We start from the raw sequence: 22,011 nt of genomic DNA, 5'->3' as shown, positions 1-22,011 counted from the left end.
GGGTGCTATCTCTCTTCCTTGGGGGTGAGGCCGGCCAGGTCGCGGAGGCGCTCGGCGAGGGCTGCCGCCGGGCCGGTGACGGGGCGGTCGGGGTCGTTGACCACGACGAAGAGGGTGTCGTCGCCGGCCACGGTGCCGGCCACCTCGGGCACGTCCGCCCGGTCCAGGGCCGAGCCGACCACGTGGGCCGAGCCCGGCGGGGTGCGAAGGACCACCAGGTTGTCGGTGGCGGAGACCTCCACCACCCAGTCGCCGAACACCCGGCGCAGGTGGTCGTCGGGGGCCCGCTGCTCGCGGGGCAGCTCGGGGATGGCGTAGGCCGACTCGCCGTCGCCGGTGCGGACCTTGATGGCCCCCAGGTCGACCAGGTCCCGGGACACGGTGGCCTGGGTGGAGGCCACGCCCTCGGCGGCCAGGAGGTCGACGAGTTGCTCCTGGCTGGTGACCCGGTGCGAGGCCAGCAGCTTGGCCACCAGGTGCTGGCGCTGGGTGCGGCCCATGCGGGGCGGCCCGGCGGTCACGGCCGCACCCCCAGCAGCCAGGCCAGGGCCCCCCGGGCGGCGTGGAGCCGGTTGGCGGCCTGGGGCCACACCCGCGACGACGGCCCGTCCAGCACGTCGTCGGTGACCTCCTCGCCCCGGTGGGCGGGCAGGCAGTGGAGGAAGACGGCGTCGGCCGTGGCCCGGGCCATGAGGGCCGTGTCCACCCGGTAGGGGGCGAACAGGGGGCGCCGGGCCGCGGCCTCGGCCTCCTGGCCCATCGAGTACCAGGCGTCGGTGGACACCGTGTCGGCCCCGGCCACCGCGGCCCCGGGGTCGTCGGTGACCCAGAGGGAGCCGCCCAGGGCGGCCACCCGGGCCACGTCGGCGTCGGTCGGGCCGTAGCCCTCGGGGCTGGCCACCCGGACCGCGACCCCGGTCATGGCGCAGGCCAGGGCCAGGGACCGGGCCACGTTGGAGAAGTCGCCCACCCAGGCCAGGGTGCGCCCGTCCAGGCCCCCGGCCTCCAGCAGGGTCAGCAGGTCGGCGATGGCCTGGAGGGGGTGGGCGTCGTCGGAGAGGAGGTTGACCACCGGCACCGAGCCGGCGGCGGCCATCCGCCCCAGCACGCCGTGGTCGAACACGCGGGCGCAGATCACGCCGTGGTACTGCGACAGGGTGCGGGCCACGTCCTCGGCCGTCTCCCGCTCGTCGATGCCGACCTCGTCGGGCCGCACGTAGACGGGGTGGCCGCCCAGCTGGACCACGGCCATCTCGGTGGAGTGGCGGGTCCGGCCCGACGGCTTCTCGAACAGCAGGGCCGCGCCCCGGCCCTCCAGCACCCGCCGCAGCGAGCGGTCGTGGGCCAGGACCAGCACCTCCTCCAGCTCGGCGGGGGCGAGGTCGTCCACGTCCAGCAGGTGCCGGGTCACGGTGCCACCTCGGCCACGGCCGCGGCCACCACGTCCAGCGCCTGGTCGACCTCGTCCTCGGAGACGGTGAGGGGCGGGGCGAAGCGCAGGGCGGTGGGGGTGACGGCGTTGACGATCAGGCCCCGCCGGAGGGCGGCAGCGGCCACCGCCTTGGAGTCGAGGCCGTCGAGCTCGGCGGCCAGCAGGAGCCCCAGGCCCCGCACCGAGGCCACCCCGGGCACCTCGGCCAGCCCGGAGGCCAGCCGGGCCCCGAGGGCCGCGGCCCGCCCCGGGGCGTCGATGGCCTCCAGCTCGGCCAGGGTGGCCCGGGCCGCGGCGGCGGCGAAGGGCTGGCCGCCGAAGGTGCTGCCGTGGTCGCCGGGCTCGAAGGTCTCGGCCACCTCGGCCCGGGCCCAGCACGCCCCGATGGGCACCCCGTTGCCCAGGGCCTTGGCCATGGTGACCACGTCGGGCACCACGCCGAAGTGGTGGTGGCCGAACCAGCGGCCGGTGCGGCCCAGGCCGGTCTGGACCTCGTCGATCATGAGGAGGGTGCCGGTCACGTCGCACAGCTCCCGCACGGCCCGCAGGTAGGCGGCCGAGGCCGGGTTCACGCCCCCCTCGCCCTGGAGCGGCTCCAACAGGACGGCGGCCACCGTGGGGTCGAGGGCCGCCTCCAGGGCGTCGATGTCCTCCCAGGCCACGTGGCGGAACCCGGGGGGCAGGGGCTGGAACGGCTCGTGCTTGGCCGGTTGGCCGGTGGCGTGCAGGGTGGCCAGGGTGCGGCCGTGGAAGGAGCCCAGGGCCGAGACGACCACGTGGCGGCCCCGGCCCCCGAACCGGCGGGCCAGCTTGAGGGCGCACTCGTTGGCCTCGGCCCCCGAGTTGGCGAAGAACACCCGGCCCCGGGGGCCGTCGCCGGCCCAGCCGTCGGCCCAGGCCGGGGTGCCCAGCAGCCGGTCGAGGGTGGTGGCCACCTCGGGGCCCACGTCGTTGCCGAACAGGTTGGACACGTGCAGCAGGGTGCGGGCCTGGGTGGCCACCGCCTGGGCCACCGCCGGGTGGCTGTGGCCCAGGCTGCACACGGCCAGGCCGGTGAGGAAGTCCAGGTACTCGGTGCCCTGGTCGTCCCACACCCGGGTGCCCTCGCCCCGCACCAGGGTGAGGGGCGGCGCCCCGTAGGTGGGCATGAGGGGCGGGGCGATGGCCGGCGCGCTCACGACGGGCCTCCGGCCGACCGGGTGACCATGGTGCCCACGCCCTCGTCGGTGAGCAGCTCCAGGAGCAGCACGTGGGGGATGCGGCCGTCGAGGATGTGCGACGAGCCCACCCCGCCCTCCACCGCGGCCAGGGCCGCCTCCACCTTGGGGATCATGCCGCCGGCGATGACCCCCTCGGCGATGAGCAGCCGGGCCCGGGCCACCGACAGGCGCGACACCAGCGACGCCGGGTCGTCGACCGCGGTCAGCACCCCGGGGACGTCGGTGAGGTAGATGAGCTTCTCGGCCCCCAGGGCCTCGGCCACGGCGATGGCGGCGCTGTCGGCGTTGATGTTGTAGGCCTGCCCGTCGCCGTCGGCCCCGATGGTGGAGATGACCGGCACGAAGCGCTGCTCGATGAGGGTGTCGAGGATCGTCCGGTCGACGCCCACGACGTCGCCCACGTAGCCGAGGCCGGGGTCGCGCTGGGCGGCGGCCAGCAGCCCGGCGTCCTCGCCCGAGAGGCCCACGGCCACCGGGGCGTGCCGGTTGATGGCGCTCACGATGTCGCGCCCGATCCGGCCCCCGAGGACCATGCGGGCCACGTCCAGCGTCTCGGCGTCGGTGACCCGCAGGCCGTCGCGGAACTCGGTGCCCAGGCCCAGCCGCCCGAGCATCTCGTCGATCTGGGGGCCGCCGCCGTGGACCACCACCGGCTTCAGGCCCACGGCCCGGAGCAGCACCACGTCGGTGGCGAAGGACCGGGCCAGCTCGGCCTGGCCCATGGCGCTGCCGCCCAGCTTGATGACCACGGTGCGCCCGGCGAAGGCCTGGATGTAGGGCAGGGCCTCGACCAGGATGGCGGCCCGCAGGGCGGCGTCGACCTGGTGGAGGGCCAGCTCCGGCTTGTCGTGTCCGGGGGCCATCTCCCCATCTTATGCACGTATCTGCATGGCCATGCAACACGGTTCCCCCGGCCGGCGCCCGGGCCGGCGGGGCCTGGGTCAGCTGGTGCCCATGTTCTCGTCGACGTAGGCGTGGCTCAGGTCGTTGGTCAGGACGGTGGCCGTGCCCGCCCCCAGGCCCAGGTCGCAGGCGATGTGCAGGTACCGCTGGTCCATGTGGGCCGCCACCGCCTCGGCGTCGTGGGCCACCGACACCCCGCCGGCGGCCACGGTCACCCCGCCGTAGGCCACCGCCACCCGCTCCTGCTCGAAGGTGATGCCGGCCGAACCCAGCTCGCTGGCCAGGCGGCCCCAGTACGGGTCGCGCCCGTACCACGAGCACCGGCACAGCACGCTGCGGGCGATCTGCCGGGCGCCGGCCCGGGCCTCGGCGTCGGAGGCGGCACCGGTCACGGTCAGCCGGACCACCTTGGTGGCGCCCTCGGCGTCGTCGGCCATCTGCTCGGCCAGCGAGCCGCACACCGAGGCCACCGCGGCGGCCAGGTCGGCCTCGTCCACCGGCCCGGCCTCGCCCGAGGCCAGCAGGAGCACTGTGTCGTTGGTGGAGGTGCAGCCGTCGGTGAGCAGGGCGTTGAAGCTGCCCTCCACCCCGGCGGCCAGCACCCGCCGCAGCGTCGGCCCGTCGGCCTCGGCGTCGGTGGTGAGCACGGCCAGCATGGTGGCCATGGCCGGGGCCAGCATGGCCGCCCCCTTGGCCATGCCCCCGACCACGGCCGCCCCCGCCGTGGCCACCGCCTCCTTGCGCCGGGTGTCGGTGGTGAGCAGGGCGTCGGCCGCCGCCGCCCCGCCCTCCTCGTCGTCGGTGAGGCCGGCCACCAGGTCGGTCACCCCGGCCAGCAGCGGCTCGACGGGCAGGGGGATGCCGATGAGCCCGGTGGAGCAGACCAGGACCTCGTCCTCGGCGCAGCCCAGCTCGGCGGCCACCGCGGCGCAGGTCCGCTCGGCGTCGGCCCGCCCCGGCCCGCCGGTGCCGGCGTTGGCGTTCCCGCTGTTGAGGACCACCGCCGCGGCCCGGCCCCCGGCCGAGGCCAGGTGGCCCTGCGACACCTGGACCGGGGCCGCGGTCATGAGGTTGGAGGTGAAGACCCCGGCGGCGGGGACGGGGCGCCCGTCGGCCGTGGCCACCAGGGCCAGGTCGGCGTGGCCCGAGGCCTTGATGCCGGACGCCACCCCGTGGGCCACGAACCCCCGGGCGGCCACGACGCTCATCGGGCCGCCCCTGTGCCGCCGGGGCCGCTCACGGGTAGGAGCCGATGGCCGAGAGGCCCAGGGCCTCGGGCAGGCCCAGGACCAGGTTGGCGCACTGGACGGCGGCGCCGGAGGCCCCCTTGCCCAGGTTGTCCAGGGCGCACAGGGACACCACCCAGCCGGTGCGCTCGTCGAGGACGGCCGACACGTGGGCCGCGTTGGAGCCGTGGGTGGCCTTGGTGGACGGCGAGCCCGGGACCACGGCCACGAACGGCTCGCCGTCGTAGGCGTCGCCCAGGGCGGCCCGCACGTCGGCCGCGGTGGTGCCGGGCCGGGGGCGGGAGTAGCAGGTGGCCAGCATGCCCCTGCTCATGGGGACCAGGTGGGGGGTGAACACCACCTGGGCCGGGGCCCCGGCAGCCCGGGTGAGGGTCTGCTCGATCTCGGGGGTGTGGCGGTGGCGCCAGTCCCCGTAGGCGGTGACGTCGCCATCGGCGGTGCAGAAGGCGGTGGCCGGCTTGAGCGACCGGCCCGCCCCCGATACGCCGCTCACCGCGTCGACCACGATGCCGGTGGGCTCGACCAGGCCGGCCCGCAGCAGCGGGGCCAGGGCCAGGGCCGCGGCCGTGGGGTAGCACCCGGGCCCGGCCACCAGGGTGGCGGCCGCCACCTCGTCCCGGAACAGCTCGGGGAGGCCGTAGGCGGCCTCGGCCAGCAGCTCGGGCACGGCGTGGGCCTCGCCGTACCACTCGGGGTACAGGGCGGCGTCGGCCAGGCGGAAGTCGGCGGCCAGGTCGACCACGGCCCCGACCCGGGACCGCAGCTCGGGCACCACGGCCTGGCTGGCCCCGTGGGGCAGGCCGCAGAACACCAGGTCCAGCCCGTCGGCCGCCGCCGGCTCCCACCGGTCGAAGGTGCGGTCGCCGTAGGCGCTGACCAGGCTGGGGTACAGCCCGGCCACGGGCTGGCCGGCCTGGGTGTCGCCGGTGGCCAGGACCACGTCGAGCTCGGGGTGCCCGGCCAGCAGGCGGAGCAGCTCCGCCCCCGTGTACCCGGACGCTCCGACGATGCCCACCTTGGCCATGGGCACAGTCTATGCGAATGGGCGCATCACTATGCAACCTGTCCTTCGACCCGGGGTGGTCAGCCCCGGAGGGTGGCGCCGTGGGCCTCGGTGACGGCGGCCACCAGGGCGGCCCGGGCCTCGGCCACCTCGGTGTCGGTGAGGGTCCGGTCGGGGGCGTCGAAGCGGACCCGGTAGGCCAGGGACCGGTGGCCCTCGGCCACCCCCGCCCCCCGGTAGGTGTCGAACAGGCCCACCGACCAGACCAGGGGCGAGGCCCCGGCCAGGGTGCGCTCCACCGCGTTGGCCGAGACCGCGTCGGCCACCTCGAAGGCCAGGTCCACGTCGCTGGAGGGGAACCGGGACGCCGGGCGGTAGGCCGCCCCTCCCCCGCCCTCGGTGGCCAGCCGGAGCAGCCGGCCCAGGTCGACCTCCAGCCACGCCACCCGCTGGCCGATGCCGTGGGCGGCCAGGACGTCGGGATCGACCTCGCCCACCGAGCCCACCTCGGCGCCGGCCACCAGGGCCACGCCGGAGCGCGACGGGTGCAGGCCCGGGCGGGCCCCGTTGGCCACCTCGGCGCCGGCCAGGCCCAGGCGGGCGGCCAACCCCAGCCAGGCCCGCACCGCCACGGGCGCCTCGGCCCCGGCCAGGGCCAGGGCCAGGTGCTCCCGCTCGTCGGGCAGCAGGTCGGGGCGCCCCGGCCCCGCCCCCTCGCCGGCGCCCCGCTCCCCGGCGGGCAGGAACACGTGGCCGATCTCGAACAGGCGGACACCCTCGCTGCGACGGGCCGCGTTGGTGGCCACGGCCCGCACCAGGCCGGGCAGGAGGGTGGTGCGCAGGACCGACTCCTCGGCCACCAGCGAGTTGTGCAGCCGGATGCCCTCGGCCGGGAAGCCGCACGCCGCCAGCTGGTCGGGGGCCAGGAACGGCAGGGGCATGACCTCGGCCAGGCCCAGCCCGGTGCACAGGCGCCGCACCTCGCGCCGGCAGCGCTGCACCGGGGTCAGCCGGCCGGGCACCGCGGTGGCCAGCTCGCGCCGGGGGATGCGGGCGTAGCCGTGGTGCCGGGCCACCTCCTCGACGACGTCGATCTCGCTCTCGGAGTCGTAGCGCCACGAGGGGACGGCCACGTCCAGGTCGCCCGGGCTGTCGGCCGCCGGCGTCGCCACGTAGCCGATGGGGTCGAGGAGGCCGCCGATGGTGGCCCCGTCGAGGTCGGTGCCCAGCACCTGGTTGACCCGGGCCGGGCGCACCCGGACGGGGGCCCGGTCGGGCAGGTCCCCCCGCTCATCGACCACCCCGGGGGCCAGCGTGGTGCCGCAGATCTCGGCGGCCAGGGCCGCGAAGCGGGCGGCGGCGGCGGGGATCACCTCGGGGTCGCAGCCGCGCTCGAAGCGGGCCGCGGCCTCGGTCCGCAGGCCCAGGCGCCGGGCCGTGCGCCCCACCGAGCGGGGCAGGAACCAGGCCATCTCCAGGGCCACGTCGGTGGTGGTGGCCGCGATCTCGGCCGAGGCGCCGCCCATCACGCCGGCGATGCCCAGCGGCACGTCGTCGCCGCCGCAGATGAGGAGGTCGTCCCCCGTGCAGGTGCGCTCCACGTCGTCGAGGGTGGTGACGACCTCGTCGGGCCGGGCCCGCCGGACGCGGAACCCGGCCCCGGGGACGGCGGCCAGGTCGTAGGGGTGGTTGGGCTGGCCCAGCTCCAGCATCACGTAGTTGGAGATGTCGACCAGGGCGCTGATGGGCCGCATGCCCAGGTGGGTGAGGCGCCGCTGCATCCACTCCGGCGAGGTGGCGGTGGGGTCGAGGCCCCGCAACACCCAGGCCGTGAACCGGCCGCACAGGTCGGGGGCCAGGACCTCCACCTCCAGCGCCCCCGGGGCCGGGGCGCCCCCGGTGGCCGGCGCCCGGTCGGGCAACGAGAAGGGCACGCCCAGGTGGGCGGCCAGGTCGCGGGCCAGGCCGGCCACGCACAGGGCGTCGGGCCGGTTGGCGTTGACCTCCAGGTCCCACAGCACGTCCGGAGCCAGGCCCAGGGCCTCCACGATGGGGGTGCCCGGCACCGGTCCGGGGGCCAGGATGCGGATGCCGCCCTCGTCGGCCCCCAGGCCCAGCTCGGCCGACGAGCAGAGCATGCCGTTGGACCACTCGCCCCGCATCTTGCGCCGGGCGATCTCCATGCCGTCGGGCATGGTGGTGCCCAGGGTGGCCAGGGGCACCAGGTCGCCCTCGGCCATGTTGAAGGCGCCGCAGCAGATCTGCAGGGCCTCGCCGTCGCCGGTGTCGACGTCCACCAGCTGGATGCGGTCGGCCTTGGGGTGGGACCGGAGGGCCAGGATGCGGGCCACCACCACGCCGTCGAGGCCCTCCCCCAGCCGGGTGACCTCCTCGACCGGGGTGCCCAGGTCGTTGAAGGCCTGGCCGATGACCTCGGGGGCGTGGTCGAAGGGGGCCATCTCCTGGAGCCAGGACAGCAGGACCTTCATCAGAACTGCTCCAGGAAGCGCACGTCGACCGAGAGGATCTCGCGCAGGTCGGGGACGCCGTGGCGCATGAGGGCCAGGCGGTCGACGCCGAAGCCGAAGGCGAAGCCGGTGAAGGTCTCGGGGTCGATGCCGCCGTTGCGGAGCACGTTGGGGTGGACCATGCCGCAGCCGCCCAGCTCCAGCCAGCTCCCGTCGGGGCGCTGCACGTCGAACTCGCCCGACGGCTCGGTGAACGGGAAGTACGACGGCCGCAGGCGGGAGGTGTAGCCGGCCCCGAAGTAGGCCCGGGTGAAGGCCTCGATGGTGCCGGCCAGGTGGCCGAAGGTGATGCCCCGGTCGACCACCAGGGCCTCGATCTGGTGGAAGGTGGCCAGGTGGGTGGCGTCACGGGCCTCGTTGCGGTGCACCCGGCCGGGGGCGACCACGTAGATGGGCGGCTCCTGCTGCTCCATCACCCGGAGCTGCACCGGCGAGGTGTGGGTGCGGAGCACCACGTCGCCCGGCTCCCCGGCCTCGACGAAGAACGTGTCCTGCATGTCCCGGGCCGGGTGGTAGGGCGGCAGGTTGAGGCCGGTGAAGTTGTGCCAGTCGTCCTCCACCTCCGGGCCCTCGGCCACGGCGAAGCCCATGCCCACGAAGATGTCCTCCAGCTCCTCCATGGTCTGGGTGACCAGGTGCAGGTGGCCCGGTCCCCCCTCGGGGCGCACCTCGGTGAGGTCGAGCCGCTCGGCCGCCAGGCGGGCGGCCCGGGCCTCGGCCTCCAGCTCGGCCCGGCGCTCGGCCGCGGCCCGGCCCACCTCGCCGTTGACCCGGTTGAGGGCCAGGCCGGCCTCCCGCCGCTGGTCGGGCTCCAGGCCCCCGAGAGCGCGCTTGGCCGCGGCCAGGGCCGACTGCTTGCCGGTCAGCTCGGCCACCCGGGCCCGGAGCGTGTCGAGGTCGGGGGCCTGGCGCAGGGCCCGCTCGGCGGCCGCGCCGATCTCGGTGATGTCGTCGATCACGGACGCGCCCATGGCGGCTCACCCTGCCAAGGCTCGCCCGCCCCCGACAAGTCGGTTCGGCCCGGCGGCGGGCGCGGCCCCTACGGGCCGGGTGGGGCGCCGACCGGCAGCGTGAAGGTGAAGGTGCTGCCCTGGCCGGCCACCGACGCCGCGGTGAGGGTGCCGCCGTGGGCCTCGACCAGGCCCCGGCTGATCCACAGGCCCAGGCCGGTGCCGGTGGGCCGGCCCACCTCGCGGCGGAAGAACCGCTCGAAGACCCGGGGCAGGTCCTCGGGCGGGATGCCCGGTCCCCGGTCGTGGACGGCGACGGCCACCACCGCACCGCCGGCCGCCACCGCGCCCTCGATGCGCAGGCCCTCGGGGCTGGCGTACTTGGCCGCGTTCTCGACCAGGTTGGTGAGCACCTGCTCCACCTTGTCGGCGTCGGCCAGCACCTCGGGGAGGTCGTCGGGGAACGAGAGCTCCACCTCCAGCGCCTCCTCCTCCAGGGCCACCTTGTCGACCACCGAGCGGGCCAGGGCCGGCAGGTCCACGATGCGGGTGCGGAGGTGGAGCCGGCCCTTCTCCAGGCGGGAGATGTCCAGGAGCTCGGTGAGCATGCGGGTGACCCGGTCGGCGTCGTGGCGGACCTGCTCGAGCATCTCCTGCTTGCGGTCGTCGGCGATGCCGTCCCACCGGGACAGGAGCAGGCTGGTGAAGCCCTTGATGGAGGTGAGCGGGCTGCGCAGCTCGTGGCTCACGGTGGCGATGAGCTCGATGGCGTCGACCGGCTCCTCACCGGCCGGTGGCGGCCCGGCCGCCCCGCCGTCCGGTGGCGGGGCCGGGGGCTGGGGAGCGGTCACGGGTCCATGGTGGCGGCCCGCCCGGCGCCGGTGCGGGATCGTTGCCGGACCACCTCGAAGGCCAGCACCGAGCCGGCCACGGCCACGTTCAGGGACTCCACCCGGCCCCGCATGGGCAAGGAGGCCCACGCGTCGACGGCGGCGGCCACCTCGTCGGGCAGGCCGTGGGCCTCGCTGCCCAGCACCAGGGCCACCGGGCCGGCCAGGTCCACCCGGTCGGGCGGGGCGCCGTCCCGGGCCCGGGTCCCGACGGTCCGGACGCCGGCGGCGGCCAGCTCGGCCAGCACGGCGGCGGCCGGGCCCCGTCGGATCGGGACGCGCAGCACCGAGCCGGCCGAGGCCCGGACCACCTTGGGCGACCAGGGGTCGACCGAGCCGTCGGTGAGGACCACGGACGTGGCCCCCACCGCCTCGGCGGTGCGGAGGAGGGTGCCGGCGTTGCCGGGGTCGGCCACCCCCACCAGGACGATGTGGAGAACGGGCCCCCCGCCCTCCCCCGCGGGGGCGGCGCCGGGGATGCGGGCCACCGCGGCCAGCCCGTGGGGGGTGGTCACCTCGACGTGGCCGCGCAGGCCGCCGGCGACGGCCCAGCAGGGCACGGCGGCCGCCTCGGCCGCGGCCAGGGCGGCGGCCACCTCGGGCCGGTCCAGGGCGTCGGGGTCGACATAGGCGGCCTCCACCACCACCCCGGCGGCCAGGGCCTCGGCCAGCAGCACGGGCCCGTCCAGCACGAAGCGCCCGGCCTCGGCCCGGGCCCGGTTGTCGCGGGCCAGGCGGCCCAGCTCCACCACCCGGGGGTTGCGGGGCGAGAGGGACGGCGGAGACGCGGCGGATCCGCCCGGCCCGGGGGGCGTGGGCGGATCCGTCGGAGGGGTGGGGCGGCGCACGGGAAGCCGCCGGGTCGGGCCGCTCAGGCCGCGGGCTGGGCCTCGGCGGCCACCTTCACCAGGGCGGCGAAGGCCTGCGGGTCGGCCACCGCCAGCTCGGCCAGCACCTTGCGGTCCACGTCGACCTGGGCGATGCGCAGCCCGCTGATGAAGCGGCTGTAGGACATGCCGTTCTCGCGGCAGGCGGCGTTGATGCGCTGGATCCAGAGCTTGCGGAACTCGCCCTTGCGGGCCCGGCGGTCCCGGTAGGCGTACTGGAGGGAGTGCATCACCTGCTCGTTGGCGGCGCGGTACGAGCGGCTCTTGTTGCCGTAGTAGCCCTTGGCGCGCTCGAGGGTGGCCTTGCGGTGCTTCTTGCTGCTCACGGATCGCTTGACGCGGGCCATGGTTCGTTCCTCTTCTCGTCAGGTCGGTCGGGGCGGGGGCCGGGCGGGTGCTACCGGCGCCCGAGCAGGCGCTCGATGCGGGGGGCGTCGCCGGGGGCCACGTCGACGTCGGCCGAGAGGCGACGCGTCCGGGTGGAGGGCTTCTTCTCCAGGATGTGCCGCTTGTTGGCCTGCTGGCGCCGGAGCCGGCCGGAGCCGGTGGTCTTGAAGCGCTTGGCCGCGCCGCGGTGGGTCTTCATCTTGGGCATTGTCGTGTCCTCGGTGGGAGCGGTGGAGAAGGGGCTACGAGGCGGCGGCGTCGCTGTCGGCCGGGGCGGCGGGGGCCGGGGCCGGGGCGTCGTCGGGGTCGGCTGCCTCGGGGGCGTCGGTGGGAAGGGGGGCGGAAGGGGCCAGGGGTGGGGCGGGGGCGTCGGGAGCCGGGGCGGCGGCGACCGGGGCGGTGCCGTCGACGGCGGCGGCCTCGGCCTCCTCCTTGAGCTTGGCGGCGTGGGCGGCCTGGGCCCGCTTGTCGGGCGCCAGGACCATGATCATGTTGCGGCCGTCCAGCTTGGGCACCACCTCCACCCGGGCCAGGTGGACGACCTCGTCGGCGACGTGGTCGAGGATCTTCTTGCCCAGCTCCGGGTGCGCCATCTCGCGCCCCCGGAACATGATCGTCACCTTCACCTTGTGGCCCTCGGCGAGGAACCGCTCGACCTTCTTGGTCTTGGTGTCGAAGTCGCCGGACCCGATCTTGGGCCGGTACTTCATCTCCTTGATGACGACGTTGGTGCTCTTGCGGCGGGACTCCTTGGCCTTCTGGGCCGCCTCGTACTTGTACTTGCCGTAGTCCATGATCCGGCAGACCGGCGGGTTGGCCTTGTCGGCCACCTCCACGAGGTCGAGATCCAGTTCACGGGCTATGGCGAGGGCCTCGGGCAGCGGTCGGATCCCGATCTGGGACCCGTCGGCTCCGACCAGGCGGACCTCACGGGCCCGGATGCGGTCGTTGATGCGAGGCTCGTCGTTGTGCGGCGGCGCAGCTATGGCCGGTCTTCCTTCATGCGGTGGGTGCTTCCTCCGGTGCGGGGATGGGATGATCCGAAGCCGCAAAAAGAACGATGCGGACGCCGGGAAGCCGACGTCCGCGAACGGCCCCTGAGGACCTTGCGTCGATCGACCCGGCGCACCGCTGGTGGCCGGGTGGGAGCCGAGGCCCCGCTTCCGTGTTCGGATGTGGCGCCTAGGGTACGGGCGTTCCGCCTGCGACCGCAACCGAGCGCCCCCGCACGCCCCCCGACGACGACTGAGAGAGTGCCCATGAGCAGCCTGTGGACCCCCGGTGGCGAGCACGAGGTGCCCCGCTCCCGGACCGAGCCCGACCCCGCCGGCGCGGCCCCCCCGGAAGGGCCGGAGCTCGACCCGGAGACCGAGGCGGCCCTGGCCGCCATGTCCCCCGAGGAACGGGCCCAAGCCGAGCAGATGATCGCCGAGATGGCCCGGGCCCGGGACGAGCTGGCCCGCACGCCGGCCGCCGTGGTGGTGTCCAACCACGCCATGGGCCTCTACGAGCTGGGTGCCATCCACCTGTCCCAGCAGCCGCCCAACCTGGACCAGGCCGCGCTGGCCGTCGACGGGCTGGCCGCCCTGGTCGGCGCCCTGGAGGGCCGCCTGGGCGAGCACGAGGCCACCCTGCGCCAGGCCCTGACCCAGCTGCAGATGGCCTTCGTGGAGCTCGGCCGCCGGGCCGCGGGGGGCGACGAGCCCGCTCCCGAGGGATGACCGTCCTCGTCACCGGCGGCGCCGGCTACATCGGGGCCCACACCGCCCGCCTGCTGCGGGAGCGGGGCCGCGACGTGGTGGTCCTCGACTCCCTGGAGGGGGGTCGGCCCGAGGCCACCCTGGGCGCCCCGCTGGTGGTGGGCGACATCGCCGATGCCGACCTGGTGCGGGCCACCGTCGAGGAGCACGGCGTGGAGGCCATCATCCACTTCGCGGCCTACAAGGCGGCCGGCGAGTCCATGGAGCAGCCCGGCCGGTACTTCGCCAACAACGTGGGCAAGGCCAACGCGCTGTTCGACGCGGCCCGGGCCGTGGGGGTGGACCGGGTGGTGTTCTCCTCCACCTGCGCGGTGTACGGCACCCCCCAGGGGCTGCCGGTGGCCGAGGACCACCCCCTGGCGCCGGAGAACCCGTACGCCGAGAGCAAGCGGATGGTCGAGCAGATGCTCCGCTGGTACTCCGAGCTCCACGGGATGCGCTCGGTGAGCCTGCGCTACTTCAACGCCGCCGGCGCCTCGGCCGACGGCCGCATCGGCGAGGACTGGACCGTCACCTTGAACCTGGTCCCGCTGGTGATGAAGGCGGCCCTGGGCCGCATCCCGCAGGTCACCGTGTTCGGCACCGACTACCCCACCCGCGACGGCACCGGCGTCCGCGACTACGTCCACGTCGAGGACCTGGCCGACGCCCACGTGCGGGCCCTCGACCACCTGGAGGCCGGCGGCGAGACCACGCACGTCAACCTGGGCACGGGGGTGGGCTCGACCGTGCGCGAGGTGCTGGACATGGCCCGGGAGGTGAGCGGGGTCGACATCCCCTCGGCCGACGCCCCCCGCCGCCCCGGCGACGCGGCCGAGATCTACGGCGACAACCGCCGGGCCCTGGACCTGCTGGGCTGGCGCCCCGATCGCGACCTGCGCACCATCCTCACCTCGGCCTGGGCCTGGCACTCGTCCCACCCCGACGGCTACGACACGGCCTGAGCCTCAGGCCTCCCAGGTGGGGCGGGAGTGGAGCAGCGCCTCCAGCTCGGCGGTGTTGCCAGCTTGGGCCGCGGCCAGCTGGCGGTCGGTCTCGGCCCCGTAGTCGGGCTGTTCCACGGCCCGGAACACGCCGATGGGGGTGGGCTCGTGGGGCCCGGTGGCCAGGCGGCTGAGCATGAAGGCCAGGGCCGGGTCGGGGCGGGCCTCGTCGTGGACCAGCAGGGCCTCGGGGCCGGCCTCGGCCACGTCGACGACGCGGGGGCCGTCCCGGCCGTCGAGGACCACGCCCCGCTCCCCCTCGGCCCCGAAGCGGATGGGCTCGCCGTGGCGCAGGGGGATGAGCATCGACTCGCGGTTGCCCCGTGACGTGATGGCCCCGAAGGCGCCGTCGTTGAAGACGTTGCAGTTCTGGTACACCTCGACCAGCGCCGCCCCCCGGTGGTCATGGGCCCGGCGGATGGTCTCCATCATGTGGGCCCGGTCCATGTCGTGGGTGCGGGCCACGAACGTGGCCTCGGCCCCCAGGGCCAGGCTGACCGGGTTGAAGGGTTGGTCGAGGCTGCCGAAGGGGGTCGACTTGGTGACCTTGCCCCGCTCGCTGGTGGGCGAGTACTGGCCCTTGGTCAGCCCGTAGATCTGGTTGTTGAACAGCAGGATGGTGATGTCGACGTTGCGGCGCAGGGCGTGGATGAGGTGGTTGCCGCCGATGGACAGGGCGTCGCCGTCGCCGGTGACGACCCACACGTCGAGGTCGGGGCGGGCCATGGCCAGGCCGGTGGCGATGGCCGGGGCCCGGCCGTGGATGGTGTGCATCCCGTAGGTGTCCATGTAGTACGGGAACCGGGCCGCGCAGCCGATGCCGGACAGGAACACGGTGTCCTCCCGGGCCACGCCCAGGCTGGGCATGAGCGTCTGCACCGCCTTGAGGATGGAGTAGTCGCCGCACCCGGGGCACCAGCGGGGCTCCTGGTCGCTCGACCAGTCCTTGGCCGTGGTGGTGGGCTCGGGCACGAGGGTGTCGGTCATCGGTGGCTCCCGGCGGTGGCGAGGGGCGGGCGGGGCCGGGCCGGGCTCACGCCCCCAGCTCCTTGGCGATGGCGGTCTCGATCTCGGCCGCGGTGAAGGGCACGCCCCGGACCTTGGTGACGGAGTGGGCGTCGACCAGGTACTCGGCCCGCACCAGGCGGGAGAGCTGGCCCAGGTTCATCTCCGGCACCAGCACCCGGGGGTGCCGGGCCAGGAGGGGCCCGAGGTCGGGCGGGAAGGGGTTGAGGTGGGTGAGGTGGCCGTGGGCCACCCGCAGGCCCCGGGCCCGGCACCGGTTCACCCCGCCGTCGATGGCGCCCCACGTGGAGCCCCACCCCAGGACCAGGATGTCGGCGCCGTCGGTGTCGCCGGTCAGGGTGACGGGCCCGATGTCCTGGGCGATGCCGGCCACCCGGCGGGCCCGCAGCTCGACCATGTGCTCGTGGTTGGCCGGCTCGTAGCTGATGTTGCCCGAGCCGTCCTCCTTCTCCAGGCCGCCGATGCGGTGCTCCAGGCCCGGCGTGCCGGGCACGGCCCAGGGCCGGGCCAGGGTGGCCGGGTCGCGCTGGTAGGGCCAGAACAGGGCCTCGCCCTCGGGGCCGGTGTGGTTGGGCTCGGTGGCGAAGGGGACCGAGATGTCGGGCAGGTCGGCCACCTCCGGCAGCCGCCACGGCTCCGACCCGTTGGCCAGGTAGCCGTCGGAGAGCAGGATCACCGGCGTCCGGTAGCGCAGGGCGATGCGGGCCGCCTCGATGGCCACCGCGAAGCAGTGCGACGGGCTGCGGGCCGCCACCACCGGCACCGGCGACTCGCCGTGGCGGCCGTACATGGCCTGGAGCAGGTCCGAGGCCTCGGTCTTGGTCGGCAGCCCGGTGGAGGGGCCGCCCCGCTGGATGTCGATGACCAGCAGGGGCAGCTCCAGGCTGACGGCCAGGCCCAGGGCCTCGGCCTTGAGGGCCAGGCCCGGCCCGCTGGTGGTGGTCACCCCCAGGTGGCCCCCGAAGGCGGCCCCGATGGCGGCGCCGATGCCGGCGATCTCGTCCTCGGCCTGGAGGGTGCGGATCCCGAACTCCTTGTGCCGGCTCAGCTCGTGGAGGATGTCCGAGGCGGGGGTGATGGGGTAGCTGCCCAGGAACACGGGCAGGCCGGCCAGCTGCCCGGCGGCGATCAGGCCCCAGGCCAGGGCGGTGTTGCCGGTGATGTTGGTGTAGGTCCCGGGGGCCAGGCGGGCCGGCTTGACCCGGTAGGGCTGGTCGAACAGCTCGGCCGTCTCGCCGAAGGCGTGCCCGGCCCGCAGGGCGACCAGGTTGGCGTCGCGGACGGTGGGCGAGGCGCCGAACTTGGTCCCCAACCAGTCGACGGTGGGCTCCAGGGGCCGGGTGTACATCCACGACAGCAGCCCCAGGGCGAAGAAGTTCTTGGACCGCTCGGCGTCGCGGGGCTTCACCCCCAGGGGCTGGACCGCCTCCTTGGTGAGGGAGGTCATGGGCACCTCGTAGAGGGTGTAGCCCTCCAGGCTGCCGTCCTCCAGGGGGTTGGTGCGGTAGCCGGCCTTGGTCAGGTTCCGCTCGTCGAAGGCGTCGGTGTTGACGATGAGGGTGCCGCCGGCGGCCAGGCGGGCCAGCTCCTTGCGGAGGGCGGCGGGGTTCATGGCCACCAGCACGTCGGGGGCGTCGCCGGGGGTGGTGATCTCGTGGTCGGAGATCTGGACCTGGAAGGCGCTGACCCCGGCCAGGGTGCCGCCCGGGGCCCGGATCTCGGCCGGGAAGTCGGGCAGGGTGGCCAGATCGTTGCCGAACAGGGCGCTGGCGCTGGTGAAGCGGTCCCCGGTGAGCTGCATGCCGTCGCCCGAGTCGCCCGCCACCCGGATGATGACCCGGTCGAGCTCGACCGGTTCGGCACCGGTGGGTTCGGTCACGGTCACGGGAGGGCCCCCTGTGCGTCGTCATCGACTGCGCCGCTCACGGTACCCGGGGTGGCGTGGGTTGCGACGCATGTCACCTGATTCGGCGGCCGCCGGAGCGCCGCCGCGCCTCACCCGGGCCGAGGACGACGCTGGCCGCCCGCACCGGGGTGCGGGCGGCCGGGCGCCTGAGCTCCCTCCGCCGCCAGCAGGAAGACGGGCGGTGCGAGCTCGGACGGCGTGCCCCCACCCAGCAGGGCGGCAGGGGCGCGCCGAGGTCGACGATCAGGCTCGGGTGACGACGTCCGGGGTGGCAGGGCCTCGCCCGGCCCGCGGTGATCGGCCCGTCTTCGTCCGTCGTGCCATGGAGGCCCCCTTGACGTGAGGTCGGCATCTCCGGGGCCCCACCGGTCCCGGACTCCACCCGCCACTGTGACCGACGCAACATTGCCGGAGTTGCGCGACGGCGGCCGGGGCCCGCGAGTCGTCGTCGGCGGGCGGGTCGCTACATGCCGACCGCGGCCCGCACCCGAGCGACCAGGTCGTCGGCCCGGGCCCGGGCCCGGGCCGCCCCCTCGGCCAGCACGTCGTCCAGCTCGCTGCCGGGCGCCATCAGCTCGTCGTAGCGGGCCCGCAGCGGGGCCAGCTGCTCCTCCAGCACCTCGGCCAGCTGGTTCTTCAGGTCGCCCCACCCCATGCCGCCGGCCTCCAGGCGGGCCCGGGTGGCGGCCACCACGTCGGCCGGGGCGAACTGCTCGAGGATCTGGAACGGGGCCGAGGAGTCGGGGTCCTTGGGGGCGTCCACCGGCGTGCTGTCGGTGACTATGCCCCGCACCAGCTTCCGCAGCCGCCCGGCCGGGGCGAAGAGGGGGATGGTGTTTCCGTAGCTCTTGCTCATCTTGCGACCGTCGAGGCCGGGCAGGGTGCGCCCGCCGTCGTCGCCGGGGACCACCGGCTCGGGCACCACCAGGGTGCAGGCCGCGCCGTAGAGGGCGTTGAAGCTGCCGGCGATGTCGGCCGCGTACTCGACGTGCTGGACCTGGTCCTTGCCCACCGGCACCACGTGGGCCCCCATGAGCAGGATGTCGGCCGCCATCAGCACCGGGTAGTTGTAGAGGCCCATGTTGACGTGGTGGTCGGGGTGCTCCCCCGCCGCCTCGTTGCGGTCCCGGGCCGCCTTGTAGGCGTGGGCCCGGTTCATGAGCCCCTTGGGGGTGACGCAGGACAGGACCCAGGCCAGCTCGAAGGTCTGGGGGACGTCGGACTGCCGGTAGAACGTGGTGCGCTCGGGGTCGAGCCCGGCCGCCAGCCAGGTGGCCGCCACCGACCGGGTGTAGCGCCGCAGCTCGGCCGGGTCCCGGATGGTGGTCAGGGCGTGGTAGTCGGCGATGAAGTAGACGGTGTCGGCCGTGCTCGTCCGGGCCAGGGCCGGGGCGATGGCCCCCACGTAGTTGCCCAGGTGGGGCTCACCCGTCGGCTTGATCCCGGTCAGGGACACCGGGCGGGCTGGGTCGGCCATTCAGGCGATGGAGGCGTCGTAGATGCCCTGGATGGCCGCGTCGAGGGAGGCGTCGAACTCGGCGTCGCTCTGCTGGGCGGTGAGGCCCTCGGTCAGGGCCCGCGAGAAGCTGGCGATCACGCCCGGGTTGAGGGCCAGGCGGCGGTTGGCCTCGTCGCGGCTGTAGCCCCCGGAGAGGGCCACCACCCGGGCCACCCGGGGGTGGTCGACCAGGTCCTGGTAGAAGCCGGGCTCCTCCGGGAGGGTCAGCTTCAGCATCACCAGCTGGTCAGGGCCCAAGGAGTCGAGGTGCTCGGCGATGGCCGCCGAGAGCAGGGCCTCGGCCTCGGCCTTGGACGGGCTGTGGATGTCGATCTCGGGCTCGATGATGGGCACCAGGCCGGCGGCCACGATGCGCCGGCCGACCTCGAACTGCTGGTCGACGACGGCCGCGACGCCCTTGGGGTCGGCCTCCTTGACCACCGAGCGCATCTTGGTCCCGAACATGCCCTTCTCGACGGCCCGGCCCAGCAGCTCGTCCAGCCCGTCGATGGGCTTCATGACCTGGGCCCCGTCGGCGTCGGCGGCCAGGCCCTTGTCGACCTTCAGGAACGGGACGACCTGCTTCTCGGACCACAGGTGGTCGCCGGTCCCCCGCCCCTCGACCTCGCGGTCCATGGTCATCTCGAACAGGATGGCCCCCAGCACCCGGTCACCGGTGAAGCTGGGGCTGGTGACGATCCGGCTGCGCATCTCGTGGATGCGGTCGAACATCTCGGCCTCGTTGCCGTAGGCGTCCTCGTCCACGCCGTAGAGCCGCAGGGCCTTGGGCGTGCTGCCCCCGCTCTGGTCCAGGGCGGCGATGAAGCCCTTCCCGTGCCTGACCTTGTCCAGCTGCTCCTGGTTCATGCTCTGGTGTCGTCCTCACGTCGGGGCTGCTCGGCCCCCTCATCTTGGCCGACCAGCCCCGGTCGCGACCAGCTACCGGAGCGTGTCGAGGCGGTCCGCGGCGTCGGCGAAGTCGGGGTCGACCCCGACGATCCAGGCGAACAGCTCGCGGGAGCGGCTCACGTCGCCGGCCCGCTCCCGCAGGTCGGCCAGGGCGTACGCGGTGCGGAGGTGGTGCTCCCGGGGCTTGCGGCCCCGGGGGGCCGCCTCCAGCAGGCGGATGGCGTCGGCCAGCCGGCCCCGGTCGGCCAGGGAGCCGGCGGCCACGATCCGGCCCTCGGCCACCAGCTCGGCCGACGGCGACGCCTCCCGCAGCTCGTCCCACAGCGCCTCGGCGTCCTGGTGGCGGCCCAGGGCCCGGTAGCAGTCGGCCAGCACCGGGTGCTGGTCGACGGCGCCGGAGAGCTCGCCGAAGGCCTCCAGCTCCTTGGCCGCCGGGCGCCACCGGCCCAGCTGGTAGAGGGTCAGGCCCAGCAGCTCCCGCACCGAGGCGGCACCGGGGGCGGCGCGGGCGATGGGGCTCAGGACCTTGCGGGCCTCGTCCAGCCGCTCGTTGGCGAAGGCCCGGGCCCCCTCGGCCACGCGGCGGGCGGCCCGGCTGCCCTTGGCCGGGCCCAGGGCCCGGACCAGCTCGGCCTCCACCAGCTCGGTGTCGATGGGCGCGGGCCGGTCCCGCTTCCGGGGGCCGGGCCGGGGCTTCGGCTCGTCCTCCCGCACCCACACCTCGGGCTCGTACGGGGCCGGCGGCGTCAGCTCCGGCGGGTTGCGCCGGGCTCCCGTGCCGTCTCGACCCGAGTCCGGGCGACCCGCGTCCCGGCGCCCCCCGCCCGCGTCCGGGCGCCGGTCACGGTCCCCGCGCCCCGGCGCATCGCCGGTCCGCCCGGGCCGGTCGTCACGCCCGCTGCTGCCTCGGTCCGTCCTCCCCGCGGGCCGGCCCCCAGCACCGCCCCGGGTGCTCCGGGCGTCGTCGGCCGAGCCCCGGCGAGAGCCGGGTCGGCCCTGGTCGTCACGCTTGCGCTCCCACAGGGGTCGGCCGTCGGGCCGACCGTCCGGGCGGGGCCGGCGGCTCGGAGCCCCGGGTCGCCCGGCCCGCGGCCCCCCGTCGGCCCGGCGGACCGGCCGCCCGGACTGGTCGAGCCGGCGGGGGCGGTCCTCGCCGGGGCGCCCCCGGTCCGGTCCGCTTCCGGCCGGTCGCCCTCGGGCGGGACCGCCTCGGGCCGGGCCGCGCCCGGCCGGGCCCCGACGGGCCTCGCTACCGCCCCGGACGTCGTCGTGCATGCGCCCGGCGCCCCGGCGGGCCACACCGCCCCACTGGGGCCGATCCACGGGGGGGCGATCCCCACCCCGGTCCCGGGAGCCAGGGCCACCGGAGCGCCCCCGGGGAGGGCCTCCGGGACGCCGACCGGCGCCCGAGGCGGGCCCGCCCCCCCGGGGCCCCCGGCCCGGGCGCTCGTCCTCGTCGTCGTCTGGCCGGCCCCCCGGTCGTCGGCGATCGTCGGGTCCGGGGGAGGGCATCAGGGCAGCGTAGCGGTGGCCTCCGGAGCGACCCCAGCCCGCCTCCCGCTGGCGAGGGGACGCGAAGAAGGCCCCCCGCGAACGGGGGGCCTTCTCGAGAAATCCGGCGGCGACCTACTCTCCCAGGGGATCTCTCCCCAAGTACCATCGGCGCAGAAGGGCTTAACTTCCGTGTTCGGAATGGGAACGGGTGTGACCCCTTCGCCATCGCCACCGAAACCTGTGTTGTCAACAAAGGCGCGGCCCCGAGGGGCCGCTGCTCCTTGAACACTCCATAGCGAGCACAAACATCTTTGTAAATCCAAGCCCTCGGCCGATTAGTACCGGTCGGCTGAACATGTTGCCATGCTTACACCTCCGGCCTATCAACGTGGTGGTCTATCACGGGCCTTACCTGGTTAACCCAGTGGGAAACCTCATCTTGAAAAGAGCTTCGCACTTAGATGCCTTCAGCGCTTATCTCGTCCGTAGGTGGCTAACCAGCCGTGCCCTTGGCAGGACAACTGGCACACTAGAGCTACGTCCATCCCGGTCCTCTCGTACTAGGGACAGCTTTTCTCAAGTTTCCTCCGGCTGCAGAGGATAGGGACCGAACTGTCTCACGACGTTCTAAACCCAGCTCGCGTACCGCTTTAATGGGCGAACAGCCCAACCCTTGGGACCTTCTCCGGCCCCAGGATGCGACGAGCCGACATCGAGGTGCCAAACCCTCCCGGCGATGTGGACTCTTGGGGAGGATCAGCCTGTTATCCCCGGGGTAGCTTTTATCCGTTAAGCCACGGCCCTTCCACTCGGAACCGTGGGATCACTAAGCCCGACTTTCGTCCCTGTTCGGCTTGTCGGCCTCACAGTCAAGCTCCCTTATTGCCTTTACGCGCTCCGGCCGATTGCCATCCGGCCTGAGGGAACCATTGGGCGCCTCCGTTGCTCTTTAGGAGGCGACCGCCCCAGTCAAACTCCCCACCAGCCA

20 protein-coding genes and 2 rRNA genes are annotated in these 22,011 nt (G+C 74.9%); 2 read left to right on the top strand and 20 right to left on the bottom strand.

Annotated features, from left to right (window positions below):
* Window positions 1-5: 5 nt before the first annotated feature.
* From argR to infC, 13 genes are all read right to left on the bottom strand, one after another.
* On the bottom strand, window positions 6-521 hold the full coding sequence (gene argR / locus VEW93_04135) for an arginine repressor (GenBank protein ID HYI60975.1): 516 nt from the start codon (window positions 519-521) through the stop codon (window positions 6-8).
* Window positions 518-1,411, bottom strand: coding sequence for an ornithine carbamoyltransferase (gene argF / locus VEW93_04130; protein ID HYI60974.1), 894 nt, complete (start codon window positions 1,409-1,411; stop codon window positions 518-520). The genes argR and argF overlap by 4 nt, the downstream gene beginning before the upstream one ends.
* Window positions 1,408-2,610 (bottom strand): acetylornithine transaminase, encoded by a 1,203-nt coding sequence (locus tag VEW93_04125; protein ID HYI60973.1) that lies wholly within the window; start codon window positions 2,608-2,610, stop codon window positions 1,408-1,410. The genes argF and VEW93_04125 overlap by 4 nt, the downstream gene beginning before the upstream one ends.
* On the bottom strand, window positions 2,607-3,515 hold the full coding sequence (gene argB, locus VEW93_04120; protein ID HYI60972.1) for an acetylglutamate kinase: 909 nt from the start codon (window positions 3,513-3,515) through the stop codon (window positions 2,607-2,609). Before argB ends, VEW93_04125 begins: the two co-directional genes overlap by 4 nt.
* A 78-nt stretch (window positions 3,516-3,593) precedes the next feature.
* Window positions 3,594-4,763: a bifunctional glutamate N-acetyltransferase/amino-acid acetyltransferase ArgJ gene (gene argJ, locus VEW93_04115; GenBank protein HYI60971.1), complete on the bottom strand. Its 1,170-nt coding sequence runs from the start codon at window positions 4,761-4,763 to the stop codon at window positions 3,594-3,596.
* 28 nt (window positions 4,764-4,791) lie between these two features.
* Window positions 4,792-5,826 carry an N-acetyl-gamma-glutamyl-phosphate reductase gene (gene argC / locus VEW93_04110; GenBank protein ID HYI60970.1) on the bottom strand — a complete coding sequence of 345 codons (1,035 nt, stop codon included), beginning with the start codon at window positions 5,824-5,826 and terminating at the stop codon, window positions 4,792-4,794.
* Between the two features lie 59 nt (window positions 5,827-5,885).
* On the bottom strand, window positions 5,886-8,294 hold the full coding sequence (gene pheT / locus VEW93_04105) for a phenylalanine--tRNA ligase subunit beta (GenBank protein HYI60969.1): 2,409 nt from the start codon (window positions 8,292-8,294) through the stop codon (window positions 5,886-5,888).
* Window positions 8,294-9,304 carry a phenylalanine--tRNA ligase subunit alpha gene (gene pheS / locus VEW93_04100; protein ID HYI60968.1) on the bottom strand — a complete coding sequence of 337 codons (1,011 nt, stop codon included), beginning with the start codon at window positions 9,302-9,304 and terminating at the stop codon, window positions 8,294-8,296. The genes pheT and pheS overlap by 1 nt, the downstream gene beginning before the upstream one ends.
* Before the next feature lie 68 nt (window positions 9,305-9,372).
* On the bottom strand, window positions 9,373-10,134 hold the full coding sequence (locus VEW93_04095) for a HAMP domain-containing sensor histidine kinase (GenBank protein HYI60967.1): 762 nt from the start codon (window positions 10,132-10,134) through the stop codon (window positions 9,373-9,375).
* Window positions 10,131-10,922, bottom strand: a complete 792-nt coding sequence (locus VEW93_04090; protein ID HYI60966.1) for an RNA methyltransferase — start codon at window positions 10,920-10,922, stop codon at window positions 10,131-10,133. Before VEW93_04090 ends, VEW93_04095 begins: the two co-directional genes overlap by 4 nt.
* A gap of 122 nt (window positions 10,923-11,044) precedes the next feature.
* The gene (gene rplT / locus VEW93_04085) at window positions 11,045-11,407 is read right to left on the bottom strand and encodes a 50S ribosomal protein L20 (GenBank protein ID HYI60965.1); all 363 of its coding nucleotides are present in this window, start codon (window positions 11,405-11,407) and stop codon (window positions 11,045-11,047) included.
* 50 nt (window positions 11,408-11,457) lie between these two features.
* Window positions 11,458-11,655 carry a 50S ribosomal protein L35 gene (gene rpmI, locus VEW93_04080; GenBank protein HYI60964.1) on the bottom strand — a complete coding sequence of 66 codons (198 nt, stop codon included), beginning with the start codon at window positions 11,653-11,655 and terminating at the stop codon, window positions 11,458-11,460.
* Window positions 11,656-11,689: 34 nt separating this feature from the next.
* Window positions 11,690-12,739: a translation initiation factor IF-3 gene (gene infC / locus VEW93_04075; protein ID HYI60963.1), complete on the bottom strand. Its 1,050-nt coding sequence runs from the start codon at window positions 12,737-12,739 to the stop codon at window positions 11,690-11,692.
* Between infC and VEW93_04070 the strand changes: the two genes are divergently transcribed.
* On the top strand, window positions 12,707-13,168 hold the full coding sequence (locus tag VEW93_04070) for a DUF1844 domain-containing protein (GenBank protein HYI60962.1): 462 nt from the start codon (window positions 12,707-12,709) through the stop codon (window positions 13,166-13,168). The two genes, infC and VEW93_04070, sit on opposite strands and share 33 nt — an antisense overlap.
* Complete coding sequence (gene galE, locus VEW93_04065; GenBank protein ID HYI60961.1) at window positions 13,165-14,151, top strand: UDP-glucose 4-epimerase GalE; 987 nt, start codon at window positions 13,165-13,167, stop codon at window positions 14,149-14,151. The genes VEW93_04070 and galE overlap by 4 nt, the downstream gene beginning before the upstream one ends.
* 3 nt (window positions 14,152-14,154) lie before the next feature.
* Here the strand turns inward: galE and VEW93_04060 are convergent, their stop codons facing one another.
* The 7 genes from VEW93_04060 to VEW93_04030 all read right to left on the bottom strand — a co-directional run.
* Window positions 14,155-15,177 carry a 2-oxoacid:ferredoxin oxidoreductase subunit beta gene (locus VEW93_04060; protein HYI60960.1) on the bottom strand — a complete coding sequence of 341 codons (1,023 nt, stop codon included), beginning with the start codon at window positions 15,175-15,177 and terminating at the stop codon, window positions 14,155-14,157.
* Window positions 15,178-15,223: 46 nt separating this feature from the next.
* The gene (locus tag VEW93_04055; GenBank protein ID HYI60959.1) at window positions 15,224-17,101 is read right to left on the bottom strand and encodes a 2-oxoacid:acceptor oxidoreductase subunit alpha; all 1,878 of its coding nucleotides are present in this window, start codon (window positions 17,099-17,101) and stop codon (window positions 15,224-15,226) included.
* 484 nt (window positions 17,102-17,585) lie between these two features.
* Entirely contained in the window at window positions 17,586-18,599 is a 1,014-nt protein-coding gene (locus tag VEW93_04050; GenBank protein ID HYI60958.1) for a tryptophan--tRNA ligase, read from the bottom strand.
* Complete coding sequence (locus tag VEW93_04045; GenBank protein ID HYI60957.1) at window positions 18,600-19,487, bottom strand: fructose bisphosphate aldolase; 888 nt, start codon at window positions 19,485-19,487, stop codon at window positions 18,600-18,602.
* 72 nt (window positions 19,488-19,559) lie between these two features.
* Window positions 19,560-20,249, bottom strand: coding sequence for a tetratricopeptide repeat protein (locus VEW93_04040; GenBank protein ID HYI60956.1), 690 nt, complete (start codon window positions 20,247-20,249; stop codon window positions 19,560-19,562).
* Window positions 20,250-21,142: 893 nt separating this feature from the next.
* A 5S ribosomal RNA gene (rrf, locus tag VEW93_04035) occupies window positions 21,143-21,259 on the bottom strand.
* A gap of 79 nt (window positions 21,260-21,338) precedes the next feature.
* A 23S ribosomal RNA gene (locus VEW93_04030) occupies window positions 21,339-22,011 on the bottom strand; the annotation flags it as partial.

It is taken from the genome of Acidimicrobiales bacterium (assembly GCA_035630295.1).
Classification (GTDB): Bacteria; Actinomycetota; Acidimicrobiia; order Acidimicrobiales; family Iamiaceae; genus Iamia.
The sequence above is the reverse complement of the archived record's forward strand: the minus strand, read 5'-3'. Positions and strand labels throughout refer to the sequence as shown.

Excerpts from the sequence above, each read along its gene's own strand:
- argB (HYI60972.1), bottom strand. The coding sequence starts at position 3,515 with ATGGCCCCCGGACACGACAAGCCGGAGCTGGCCCTCCACCAGGTCGAC.
- argJ (HYI60971.1), bottom strand. The coding sequence starts at position 4,763 with ATGAGCGTCGTGGCCGCCCGGGGGTTCGTGGCCCACGGGGTGGCGTCC.
- argC (HYI60970.1), bottom strand. The coding sequence starts at position 5,826 with ATGGCCAAGGTGGGCATCGTCGGAGCGTCCGGGTACACGGGGGCGGAG.
- pheT (HYI60969.1), bottom strand. The coding sequence starts at position 8,294 with ATGAAGGTCCTGCTGTCCTGGCTCCAGGAGATGGCCCCCTTCGACCAC.
- pheS (HYI60968.1), bottom strand. The coding sequence starts at position 9,304 with ATGGGCGCGTCCGTGATCGACGACATCACCGAGATCGGCGCGGCCGCC.
- rplT (HYI60965.1), bottom strand. The coding sequence starts at position 11,407 with ATGGCCCGCGTCAAGCGATCCGTGAGCAGCAAGAAGCACCGCAAGGCC.
- rpmI (HYI60964.1), bottom strand. The coding sequence starts at position 11,655 with ATGCCCAAGATGAAGACCCACCGCGGCGCGGCCAAGCGCTTCAAGACC.
- VEW93_04070 (HYI60962.1), top strand. The coding sequence starts at position 12,707 with ATGAGCAGCCTGTGGACCCCCGGTGGCGAGCACGAGGTGCCCCGCTCC.
- galE (HYI60961.1), top strand. The coding sequence starts at position 13,165 with ATGACCGTCCTCGTCACCGGCGGCGCCGGCTACATCGGGGCCCACACC.
- VEW93_04060 (HYI60960.1), bottom strand. The coding sequence starts at position 15,177 with ATGACCGACACCCTCGTGCCCGAGCCCACCACCACGGCCAAGGACTGG.
- VEW93_04050 (HYI60958.1), bottom strand. The coding sequence starts at position 18,599 with ATGGCCGACCCAGCCCGCCCGGTGTCCCTGACCGGGATCAAGCCGACG.
- VEW93_04045 (HYI60957.1), bottom strand. The coding sequence starts at position 19,487 with ATGAACCAGGAGCAGCTGGACAAGGTCAGGCACGGGAAGGGCTTCATC.